The sequence below is a fragment of the Micromonospora sp. S4605 genome (genome assembly GCF_003176715.1).
GTDB classification, from domain to species: domain Bacteria; phylum Actinomycetota; class Actinomycetes; order Mycobacteriales; family Micromonosporaceae; genus Micromonospora; species Micromonospora echinaurantiaca.
On the sequence record NZ_QGSW01000246.1, the window covers coordinates 1 to 10230 of the forward strand.

General features: G+C 72.7%; 10 protein-coding genes and 1 pseudogene. 6 read left to right on the top strand and 5 right to left on the bottom strand.

The features are described from left to right. Positions 1-111: 111 nt before the first annotated feature. On the bottom strand, positions 112-1017 hold the full coding sequence (locus DLJ47_RS21650) for a Gfo/Idh/MocA family protein (RefSeq protein ID WP_199235948.1): 906 nt from the start codon (positions 1015-1017) through the stop codon (positions 112-114). Positions 1018-1189: 172 nt separating this feature from the next. Between DLJ47_RS21650 and DLJ47_RS21655 the strand changes: the two genes are divergently transcribed. Beyond that, complete coding sequence (locus tag DLJ47_RS21655; protein WP_109902166.1) at positions 1190-1585, top strand: hypothetical protein; 396 nt, start codon at positions 1190-1192, stop codon at positions 1583-1585. Continuing rightward, positions 1578-2092 (top strand): annotated as a pseudogene (locus tag DLJ47_RS21660) (hypothetical protein). Before DLJ47_RS21655 ends, DLJ47_RS21660 begins: the two are co-directional and overlap by 8 nt. Here the strand turns inward: DLJ47_RS21660 and fabG are convergent. The 3 genes from fabG to DLJ47_RS21675 form a co-directional block, all read right to left on the bottom strand. Beyond that, a complete protein-coding gene (fabG, locus tag DLJ47_RS21665; RefSeq protein WP_109902170.1) occupies positions 2065-2823 on the bottom strand; it encodes a 3-oxoacyl-ACP reductase FabG in 759 nt (252 codons plus the stop codon). The pseudogene DLJ47_RS21660 and the gene fabG overlap by 28 nt on opposite strands. 91 nt (positions 2824-2914) lie before the next feature. Then, positions 2915-4567, bottom strand: a complete 1653-nt coding sequence (locus tag DLJ47_RS21670) for an alpha-amylase family protein (RefSeq protein ID WP_109902172.1) — start codon at positions 4565-4567, stop codon at positions 2915-2917. Positions 4568-4592: 25 nt separating this feature from the next. Then, positions 4593-5594, bottom strand: coding sequence for an ArsR/SmtB family transcription factor (locus DLJ47_RS21675; RefSeq protein ID WP_109902174.1), 1002 nt, complete (start codon positions 5592-5594; stop codon positions 4593-4595). A 55-nt stretch (positions 5595-5649) separates the two neighbouring features. Here DLJ47_RS21675 and DLJ47_RS21680 point away from each other — a divergent pair, with 55 nt between their 5' ends. The 4 genes from DLJ47_RS21680 (at position 5650) to DLJ47_RS21695 (ending at position 9145) form a co-directional block, all read left to right on the top strand. Beyond that, complete coding sequence (locus tag DLJ47_RS21680) at positions 5650-6435, top strand: SDR family NAD(P)-dependent oxidoreductase (protein ID WP_109902176.1); 786 nt, start codon at positions 5650-5652, stop codon at positions 6433-6435. Positions 6436-6466: 31 nt separating this feature from the next. Further along, positions 6467-7771, top strand: a complete 1305-nt coding sequence (locus tag DLJ47_RS21685) for an MFS transporter (RefSeq protein ID WP_109902178.1) — start codon at positions 6467-6469, stop codon at positions 7769-7771. A 10-nt stretch (positions 7772-7781) separates the two neighbouring features. Next, a complete protein-coding gene (locus DLJ47_RS21690; protein ID WP_109902180.1) occupies positions 7782-8381 on the top strand; it encodes a DUF1349 domain-containing protein in 600 nt (199 codons plus the stop codon). Between the two features lie 95 nt (positions 8382-8476). Continuing rightward, the gene (locus tag DLJ47_RS21695) at positions 8477-9145 is read left to right on the top strand and encodes a DedA family protein (protein WP_088992154.1); all 669 of its coding nucleotides are present in this window, start codon (positions 8477-8479) and stop codon (positions 9143-9145) included. Between the two features lie 148 nt (positions 9146-9293). Here DLJ47_RS21695 and DLJ47_RS21700 read toward each other — a convergent pair. After that, positions 9294-10230, bottom strand: a 937-nt coding sequence (locus DLJ47_RS21700; RefSeq protein WP_109902182.1) for a chitinase, incomplete at its 5' end; no start/stop codon positions are given.

A 10230-nucleotide genomic window follows, 5' to 3' on the forward strand; every position in this document is an offset into this window, starting at 1 on the left:
CCCCACGACCCCACGCCACCCCGTTGATCATGAAGTTGTCCACGCGACCCGCCGGAGCGGCCGACAACAACTTCATGATCAACAGATAGGGGTGGGGGCAGGCGGGACGGGTCAGGCGGGGACGGTGATGGTGCAGGAGTTGCGGCGGGAGGTCTCGGCGGCGGTGAGGACGGCGACCACGTCGCGGCCGAACCGGACGTCGCAGCGGTGGTCCCGGGTGCCCGCCTCGATCTCCTCCAGCAACTGGTCGATGGCCACCCCGTACGCCTCCACCGCGCTGCCCTGCCCGGGCGGCAGCGTCTCGATGCCGTTCTCGCCGTAGAAGACGAACTCGCGGGTCATCGCCTCGACCGGCGCCTCCAGGGTGAGCGAGACCGTGCTGGTCGCCCCGCCCGCGTGGGTGAGCAGCAGGTGCACGATGCCGCTCGGTCCGTCGGCGGCCGCCACCCGGTCCACCCGGCCGAGCACCGGCAGCAGGATCGACAGCGCGTGCGGGCCGATGTCCCACAGCGCGCCGTGCTCCCGCCGCCACAGCGACTCCCCGTACGGGTTGCCGGGCTGGTAGATCGAGGCGAACATGGTCGCCCGGGCGTGCTGCCAGCCGCCGGCCGCCGCCGTCGCGGCCAGGAACGCGGTGACGTTCGGGTGGTAGCGCTGGGTGAAGAACACCACCGAGGCGACGCCGGACTGCTGGGCGGCCTCGACGACCCGATCGGCGTCGGCCAGGGTGAGCGCGAGCGGCTTGTCCAGCAGCAGGTGCCGGCCGGCCCGGGCGGCCCGCGCCGCGATGTCGGCCTGCACGTCCGGCGGGAGGGCGACGGCGATCGCGTCGCAGGCGTCGATCAGCGCGTCGACGTCGTCGAAGGTGGGCACCCCGTAGCGGCTCCCGAGGGCGGCGGCGTTGCCCGGGTTGCGCCCCCAGACGCCGGCGAGGGTGGCCTTCGGGTGTGCGTCGAGCGCCGCGGCGTGCGTCTCCGCCGCCCAGTGACCGGTGCCGAACAAGCCGAACCGCAGCACGAGAACCCCCGGTGTCGTCGCCGGCCGCGGCGAGCCCCGCGGCCCTGATCCACGCTAGTCGCCGCGCCCACCGCCCGCCCCCTCGACACCCGCGTCGGACGGGCGACCGGGGCGAGAGCCAGTACTACACGGGTTAGTAGGCTGTCCCGGTGACCGAATCGAGCACCCACCGATGACCGCGGCCGCCGCGGCCGGCTCACCGGTGGACGGGATCCTCTCCACCGCCGCCATCGTGCTGTCGCTGCTCGTCGCGGCCTGGGCGCTGGTCGCGACGCTGCGGCATCGCGCGCCGGACCGCGTACAGCTGATCGGGCTGGCCGTGCTGGAGGTGGCGCTGCTGGCGCTGGCGGTGCTGGCGCTGGTCGCGCTCGGCGGCGGCGACCGACCGGGCGAGCCCGGCGCTTTCGCCGGCTACCTGGTGACGCTGGTCTGCCTGCCGCCGCTGGCCTGGGTGCTGGCCCGGATGGAGCCGACCCGCTGGGGGTCGGCGATCGTCTGCGCGGTCTGCCTGGTCACGCCGGTGGTGGTGGTCCGGCTCCAGCAGACCTGGGAGGTGCTCGGTGGCTGAGGCCCGCACGGCGAGCCGGAACCGCACCAACGCCGGCCCCGGCCGGCTGCTGATCGCGGTCTACCTGCTCTTCGCGATCGCCGCGACCAGCCGGGCCGGCTTGCAGATCGCCACGAAGTTCGGCGAGGCGCCGGTGGCGTACCTGCTCTCCGCGCTAGCCGCGCTGGTCTACATCGTGGCGGCGGTCGGGCTGGCCCGGGCCGGCGCCGGGGGCCGACGGGTGGCGCTGACCTGCTGCTCGGTGGAACTGGTCGGGGTGGTCGGTGTCGGCGTGCTCAGCCTGCTCGACCCGGAACTCTTCCCGGACGAGACGGTCTGGTCGCAGTTCGGCAGCGGCTACGGCTACATCCCGCTGGTGCTCCCGGTGCTCGGCCTGCTCTGGCTCTGGCGCACCCGCCACGACGCCGCCTGACCCCGCGAGGAACACCCGATGGCCACGCTCCGCGGGAGAGCGTGGCCATTCGTCGTGTGCGGGAGCGTCAGTCCTTGGGGCCGCCGGCGACGTAGATGACCTGGCCGGAGACGAAGGACGCGCCCTCGCTGGCCAGGAACGAGATGGTGTGCGCGACGTCCTCCGGTCGGCCGGTGCGGCGGACCGGGATCTCGGCGGCGGCGTGCTGCTGGAGCGCCTCGAAGTCCACCTTCATCCGGGCCGCGGTGGCCGCGGTCATGTCGGTGACGATGAAGCCCGGCGCGACCGCGTTGACGGTCACCCCGAACGGGCCCAGCTCGATGGCCAGGGTCTTGGTGAAGCCCTGCAGGCCGGCCTTGGCGGCGGAGTAGTTCGCCTGCCCCCGGTTGCCCAGCGCCGAGGTGCTGGAGAGGTTGACGATCCGGCCCCACTTCCGCTCGACCATGTGCTTCTGGGTGGCCTGGCTGAACAGGAACGCGCCGCGCAGGTGCACGCCCATGACCGTGTCCCAGTCGCCGTCGGTCATCTTGAACAGCAGGTTGTCCCGGAGCACGCCGGCGTTGTTGACCAGCACGGTCGGCGCGCCCAACTCGGCGGCGACCCGCTCGACGGCCGCCTCGACCTGCGCCCGGTCGGCCACGTCGGCGCCCACGCCGAGCGCCCGACCACCGGCGGCGGCGATGGCGTCGACCGTCTCCTTCGTCGCCGACTCCTCGATGTCGACCACGGCGACCGCCATTCCGTCGGCGGCCAGCCGGCGCGCGGTGGCCGCGCCGATACCGCGCGCGGCTCCGGTGACGATGGCGACGCGGGGCTCCTCCGACATGATTACCTCCCGGTAACTTGGGCTCGATCGAAGGAGCTTAACCCAGGCGTACGCGGCCGAACCCGGCCCGCTCGGCCGGGCCCGGTCGCCCTCAGAGGCCCCGACCGCGGCGCAGCCGGATCCAGCGGTAGCCGTAGCCGGCCAGCTTGAGCCGGTCGAGCTTGCCCACCGGCTGGTAGTTGCGGTCGGCGAGCACGTCGATCGGCAGGTCCGCCTCCGCGGCCAGCATGCCGAGGTCCACCTCCGCGTCGACGGTGCCGAGGTTGTGCAGGAAGACCATCGTCCCGGTCGGGCCGTCGGCCCGGTGCGCCAGCACCCCGGGCGGCATCGGCACGTCGATGTGGGTGGTCGAGCCGGAACCGACCTCCGGGGCCTCCCGGAGCGTACGGATCATGCGCTCGAACCAGGCCAGCAGCGACTTCGGGTCGCTCCGCTGGGCGGTCACGTTGACCTGGTCGTAGCGGTAGTCGCCCTTGTCGATCACCGGGCGGACCAGCTTCTCCGGGTCGGCGGTCGAGAAGCCGGCGTTCGGCTGGTACGACCACTGCATCGGGGTACGGATCGCCTCCCGGCCGGGCAGCGAGAGGTCCTCCCCCATGCCGATCTCCTCGCCGTAGCGCAGCACCGGGGTGCCGCGCAGCGAGAACTGCAGCGCGTACGCCAGCTCGATCCGGCGCCGGTCGTTGCCGAGCATCGGGGCGAGCCGGCGGCGGATGCCCCGGTCGTAGATGCGCATGTTCTCGTCCGGGCCGAACTCGGCGTACACCTGGTTGCGCTGCTCGGCGGTGAGCCGGGACAGGTCGATCTCGTCGTGGTTGCGCAGGAAGGTGGCCCACTGCCCGCCCTCGGGCAGCGCCGGGGTGTCCCGCAACGCCTCGATGATCGGCTCCGGGTCCTGCCGGGCCAGGGCCAGCATCAGCCGGCCGTTGAGCATGAAGTCGAAGAGCATGTGCAGCCGGTTCGCCGAGCCGCCGGAGTCGCCGAAGAAGGTCGGCAACTGGTCGGGCTCGACGTTCGCCTCGGCCAGCAGGACGGCGTCGCCCCGGCGCCACTGCACGTGCTGGCGCAGCTCGGTGAGGAACTCGAAGTCCTTCGGCGAGTTCGGGTTGCCCGGCTCGGTGAGCTCGATGATGAACGGCACCGCGTCCATCCGGAAGCCGGAGACACCGAGCTGGAGCCAGAACGACATGACCTTCTTGATCTCCTCGCGCACCCGCGGGTTGGCGAAGTTGAGGTCCGGCTGGAACTTGTAGAACCGGTGGTAGTACCAGGCCTTGGCGGTCTTGTCGTAGGTCCAGGTCTCGTTCTGCTCGCCGGGGAAGACCATGCCCTGGTGGCGGTCGTCCGGCTCGTGGTCGGACCAGACGTACCAGTCCCGGTACGGCGAGTCCGGCGAGGAACGGGCGGACTGGAACCACGGGTGCTGGTCCGAGGTGTGGTTCACCACCAGGTCGATGATCACCCGGATGCCGCGGTTCTGCGCCTGGTGCAGCAGCTCGGCGAAGTCGCCGAGGGTGCCGAACCGGGGGTCCACGTTGTAGAAGTCGGTGGCGTCGTAGCCGTCGTCCCGGTTGGGCGACGGGTGGATCGGGTGCAGCCACAGGCAGGTCACGCCGAGCCGGGCCAGGTAGTCCAGCCGGCCGAGCAGCCCCCGGATGTCGCCGACGCCGTCGCCGTCGGAGTCCGCGTACGTGTCGATGTCGAGGCAGTAGACGACCGCCTCCGAATACCACCGGTCAGCCATGCCTGGCTTATGTCTCCGGTCCCGGCTACCGGCAAACACCGCCGTCCGGTCCGTCGCCGGCCAACTGGTCGCCGAGCGGGCTACGTCGATAGAGGACGTGCCGTCCGTCGCGGGCCCGGGAGAGCAGCCCTGCCGCGTGGAGGACCTGCAGGTGCTGCGACACGGCGCTGGGCGTCACCGCGAGCCGGCGGGCGATCTCCACCGTCGGCAGCGGCTCGGCGAGGAGGTGGAGCAGTCGCGCCCTGGGTGCGCCGAGGAGCGAGGTGAGCACGGTCGCGTCGGCGGCTGGCGGCGCTTGCCAGAGCGTCGCCACTCCCCGGCAGGGGTACGCCAGCAGGGGTGGTTCCTGCGGGCTGACCGGCGGGGCGGGCTTGTGGGAGAACACGGACGGCACCAGCAGCAGCCCTCGACCGGCCGCGACGACGCGGTGCCGGCCGATCATCCTGTCGATGTGCAGGACCCCGTCGTGCCAGCGCAGGTTCGGGTGCATGTCGGCGAAGAGCAGCCGCGCGCCCCCCACGGCCAGTTGCCGGGCACGGTAGGTCATGTCGGCTTCCAACACGAGTCGCAGCTGCGGCCACGCCGGCCTGATCGCGACGTCCCAGTAGTGCTGGAGGCGGTCGCAGATGGTGTCGCGGAGCGCCAGGACGGTGGCGGCGTCCGTCGCGGTGGCGTCCCGGAGGACGGCCGGTAGCCGGCCGCGCGGGTACACGGCGCACAGGTCACGGCGAACGATGTCCGCGGGCGTCCGGCGCACGGCGGCCAGTTCCCGTTCGAAGGTGGCGGCGAACTCGGCCGGCCGGGGGGTGAGGAAGTCGGGAATGCCACGGTCCGGCCCGACCAGGGAGATCAGCAGGTCGACGTCGGGCTTGGCGAGCCGGCCGAGAACCGCTCGACGCCAGGGCAGGTGCAGCGCGTACAGGCCGGGCTCGCGGAGCACCCGGAGACTGAGCGCGGCCTCGTGCAGCGGCGAGATCGCGAAGCGGGTGTTGGCGAGGTCCTCGACGCCGAGTTCAAAGCTGATCATTAAGCAATACGCTACATCGCTTTCCCGCCGTCGGCCGGTGCCATGGACTGTCGGCATGACACAGCTCGACATGATCGACCAGGCCGACCGGCAACGCACCGCCATCGTGACCGGAGCGGCGCGCGGCATCGGCGCCGGAGTGGCCACGCGGCTGGCACGGGACGGCTTCCGGGTCGCGGTGGTCGACCTCGACGAGGAGGATTGCGCCGGCACCGTACGGGCCATCACCCGTACGGGCGGCACGGCGGCGGCCTTCGCCGCGGACGTGAACGACGAGACGGCCGTGGCGGCGGCCGTCGCCCGGATCGCCGCCGAACTGGGGCCGCCGACAGTGCTGGTCAACAACGCCGGTATCGGGGGCCCGAACGCCGGCGTCGAGGAGACGAGCACCGAGCAGTGGGACGCGGTCACGGGCGTCAGCCTGCGCGGGGCGTTCTTCCTCACCCGCGCCGTGACCCCCTACATGATGGCGGCCGGTTGGGGACGGATCGTCAACATGTCCAGCATCTCCGCGCTCGGCGACTCCGGCCGGGTGGACTACGCCGCCGCCAAGGCCGGCCTGATCGGCTTCACCAAGTCGCTCGCCCTGCGGCTCGGCCGGCACGGCGTGACCGCCAACGCCATCGGCCCGGGCTTCGTGGTGAGCGACATGACGCGGGTGGCGGCGCAGCGGCGGGGCCGCACGTTCGAGGAGCACCAGCGGATCGTGGCGCAGACCATCCCGGTCGGCCGGGTCGGCCAGCCGGAGGACATCGCGCACGCCGCGTCGTTCCTCGTGAGCCCCGCGGCCGGGTTCGTCTCCGGGCAGGTCATCTACGTGGCCGGCGGGCCGGTGGACTGACGTGGTGGATGGTCGGACACCCGTCCCCGTCATGAACCGCCGGCTGCTGTTGCTGCTCACCCTCGCCTGCGGGATCGCCGTCGGAAACGTCTACTTTCCGCAGACGATCAGCCCGCTGGTCGCCGCCGGCCTGCACGTCAGCCCCGCCTCGGCCGCCCTGGTGGTGACCGCGGCGCAATTCGGCTACGCCGCCGGGGTCTTCCTGCTGGTGCCGCTGGGCGACCGGATCCCGCACCGCCCGCTGATCCTCACCCTCCTCGGCATCACCGGACTTGCCCTGCTCGCCGCGAGCGCCGCACCCGCCCTGCCGCCGCTGGTCGGCGCGAGCGCCCTCGTCGGGGTCACCACCGTCGTCGCGCCGATCATCGGCCCGCTGGCGGCCAATCTGACCGCCGACGACAAGCGCGGCATGGTCAGCGGCACGCTGTTGAGCGGCTCGATCGGCGGCATGCTGCTGTCCCGTACCGTTGCGGGCACCATCAGCGACTGGTGGGGGTGGCGGGCCCCCTACCTGACGGCCGCGGCATCCGTGCTGCTCATCGCGGTGGCAATGGCCCGCGTACTGCCGACCACCCGACCACCGTCGGGGCACCGCTATCCGGCCCTGCTGGCCGAGTCGCTGCGCCTGCTCCGCGTCGAGCCCGACCTGCGCCGCTCCTGCTTCTACCAGGCGACGATCTTCGCGGGCTTCTCCGCGGTCTGGACCACTGTCGCGCTGCTGCTGACCGGCCCGGCGTACGGGCTCGGCGCCCCGGCGGTCGGGATGCTCGCCCTGGTCAACGCGGCGACGATGCTCAGCACCCCGGTGGCGGGACGCCAGGTCGACCGTCGGGGGTCCGATGCGGTCAACCGGATCTGCATGCTCGGCGTCATCGCCTCGGCCGTCGTCCTCGCGTTCGGCGGGCTCGGCGGAGTCGGGGGCCTGGCGGCCCTGGTGCTGGGCACGTTGCTGCTCGATGTCAGCATGCAGTCCGGCATGGTCGCCAACCAGGTGCGGATCTACGCCCTGCGCTCGGACGCCCGTAGCCGGCTCAACACCGCCTACATGACCTGCGCCTATCTCGGGGGCGCTCTGGGCTCCTGGCTCGGAGCCCCCGCGTACGCCCATTTCGGGTGGCTGGGCGTGTGCGGGGTCCTGACGCTCCTCGCCGGGGCGGCGCTGGCCCACCACCTGACGACAGCCCCCACCGCCGGCCGCCCTCGACCGCTCCCCCAGCGGCCGGCCTCCGCCGCCGTGCCCGGCTCGCTGCCGGTCGCCGACGTGCTTCCCGCCACGCATCCAGCCCTCCGCCGGAGTCCGATCCGGGGACGTCGCCCGGACGGCCACCGGCGGTAGCGTCACCGGCATGGGTGACGCGCTGCGAACGGTCGACTGGACCGAGGGTGGGTGGTGGAACGAGCCACTGCGGGTCGAGGACGGGCCGGCGGGCGAGCTGCTGGTGGAGCCGGCCGAGGGCAGCGACCTGTGGCGGCACACCTCGTACGGCTTCGTGCACGACGACGCCCCGGCGCTGCTCGCCCCGTTTCCGGCCGGCAGCGCGGTCGAGGTGAGCTTCCGGCTCGACTACACCGAGCAGTTCGACCAGGCGGGCGTGCTGGTCCGGGTCGACGAGCGGACCTGGGTCAAGGCCGGGGTGGAGGTCAGCGACGGCCAGCCGCAGGTCGGTGCGGTGGTCACCCGGGAGTTCTCCGACTGGTCGGTGGCGCCGGTGCCGGAGTGGGTCGGGCGGGAGATCACCGTCCGGGCGAGCCGGGCCGGGGACGCGCTGACCGTCCGGGCCCGGGCGGGCGGGGAGCCGTGGCGGCTGGTCCGGCTCGCCCCGCTGGCGCCAGCGGCGGCGGCGACGGCGGGGCCGTACTGCTGCGCGCCGACCCGGGCCGGGCTGCGGGTCCGGTTCACCGGCTGGCGTCGCGGCCCGGCGGACGCCGCGCTGCACCCGGAATGAATTGGCGGCGGTGGGCGCGGTCACGGTGAGGTGTGACCACCGGGGCATCGGGTAGAGGAGTCAGATCCCCTTCCCGGCCGGCGGAAAGGATCCCCATGGCACTCGCCGAGAACGTCGACCCGACCCGACTCGGCGGGCTCACCGGCTGGGTGGCGGGGATCATCGATGCGGCCGGGGCGCTCGGGGTGGCCCTGCTGGTCGCGCTGGAGAGCATCATCCCGCCGATTCCGAGCGAGATCGTCCTGGCGATGGCCGGTTACCTGGCCGGCGAGGGCCGGTTCAACGTGGTGCTGGTGGTGCTCGCCGCCACCGCTGGCTCGCTGCTCGGTGCGCTCGTGCTGTACTGGCTGGGCGCGGTGGTCGGCGAGGACCGGCTCAAGCGCTGGCTGGACCGGCTCCCCCTGGTCGACCTGGACGACCTGGAGAAGGCGGACCGCTGGTTCGAGCGGCGCGGCCGGTGGGCGGTGTTCTTCGGCCGGATGGTGCCGGTGGTGCGCAGCCTGGTCTCCATCCCCGCCGGGGCCAACCGGATGCCGCTGACCGAGTTCGCCGTGCTCACCACGCTGGGCAGCGGCATCTGGAACTCGCTCTTCGTCGGGCTCGGCTTCGCCCTCGGCTCCCGCTGGCAGCAGGTGGAGAAGTACAGCAACTGGTTCGACTACGGCATCATCGCCGTCTTCGTGGTCATGATCGCCTGGTGGGTGGTGAAGAAGACCCGGCGCCGCCGCTCCCGCCGCCCGCAGCACGCCGACGCCACCCGCTGAACCGGGTCGGCAGGCGGTGCCCACCGACGCGGACGGCCCTCCGCTGCGGCCAGCCCGGCAGCAGGATGACAGCGGTCGCGGTGTCCCGCGGCGCCCGGAGACCCGGCCGCCGCGGGACACCACAATTGCCTGATCGCGCGAGCGAGCGTCAGGGCAGCGTGTCGAGGTGGGGAGCGACGGTACGGGCAAAGGCGTTGTTGTTGGTGACATCCCAGTTGACCGACCAGGTCATCGCGCCGCGCAGGCCGGGGTAGGTGCGCGGCGGGCGGAAGCTGCCGCAGTTGGTGCCCCGGGACAGGCAGTCCAGCGCGGCGTTGACCACGCTCGGCGCGACGACGCCCCCGCCGGCCGCACCCGGTCCGGCCGGCAGGCCCAGGCCCACCTGGTCCGGGCGCAGCCCGGCCTCCAACTGGATGCAGGCCAGCGCCACGATGAAGTTGACGGTGCCCTGGGCGTACGCGGCGTTGTTGTCGCAGCCGAGCATCGCCCCGGAGTTGTAGAACTGGGTGTTCACCACGGTGAGGATGTCCTTGATGTCCAGCGCCAGCTTGAAATAGCTGGTGCCGGGCGACTGCATGTCGATGGTCTGCGGGGCCATCGCGATGATCAGGTTGGCGCCGACCCGCGATCGGAGCGAGCGCAGCGCCTGCGCCATGTAGGTCGGGTTGAGCCCGTTCTCCAGGTCGATGTCGACCCCGTCGAAGCCGTAACGCTGGATGAGCGCGTACACCGAGTCGCTGAAGGCGGCGGCGGAGGCCGCGTCGTTGACCGCCACCCGGCCGGTCTCGCCGCCGACCGAGATGATCACCTTCTTGCCCCGGCTCTGCAGGGTGCGCACGTCGGCGGAGAAGTCGGCGTCGGTGTAGCCGCCGAGCGCCGCCGACAGCCCGGGGTCGACCGCGAAAGTGACCGCGCCGGGCGTGGCGGTGGCCTCGGCGAAGGCGACCGCGACCAGGTCGTACTCGGCGGGCACGTCGCGCAGCCGGAGCTCGACCGCGGGGTTGTCGAAGTTGTGCCAGTAGCCGGTGAGGATGTGCTTCGGCAGGCCGGTGGTCGGCGGCGGCGTGGTCGGGGGCGGCGTGGTC